Source organism: Larkinella sp. C7, assembly GCF_006149005.1.
Classification (GTDB): Bacteria; Bacteroidota; Bacteroidia; order Cytophagales; family Spirosomataceae; genus Larkinella.
Map to the genome: position 1 here is coordinate 1 of NZ_VBSL01000159.1, position 455 is coordinate 455.

Sequence of the window (455 nt, forward strand, 5' to 3'; positions counted from 1 at the left end):
TCCTAGTCAATAGGATTGAAATAATATTTTTAAATTACTTAGCGATATTAGCAAAATAATTTAAAGTACGAATTAATTGAGCTGTGAAACTCATTTCATTATCATACCAAGCTACCGTTTTAACTAGATAATTTTTTCCATCTGTTGTAACTTCCGTTTGAGTTGCGTCAAAAATAGAACCATGAGTATCCCCAATAATATCACTGGAAACAATTAAATCCTCATTATAGGCAAAACTTTCATTTTGTGCAGCTCTCATTGCAGCGTTTACTTCATCAACGGTAACAGGTTTTTTTACGAGACTAATAAGCTCTGTAAGAGAACCAGTGGGAGTAGCAACACGCTGAGCATGACCTTTTAATAGACCGTCCAGTTCTGGAATCACAAGTCCAATAGCTTTTGCAGCTCCTGATGAAGTAGGAACTGTGTTCACCGCAGCAGCTCTTGCACGCCGT

General features: G+C 37.1%; 1 pseudogene. It reads right to left on the reverse strand.

The annotated features are described in order from the left end of the window. Positions 1-34 precede the first annotated feature (34 nt). A pseudogene (locus FH871_RS34895) lies at positions 35-455 on the reverse strand (type I glyceraldehyde-3-phosphate dehydrogenase); the annotation flags it as partial.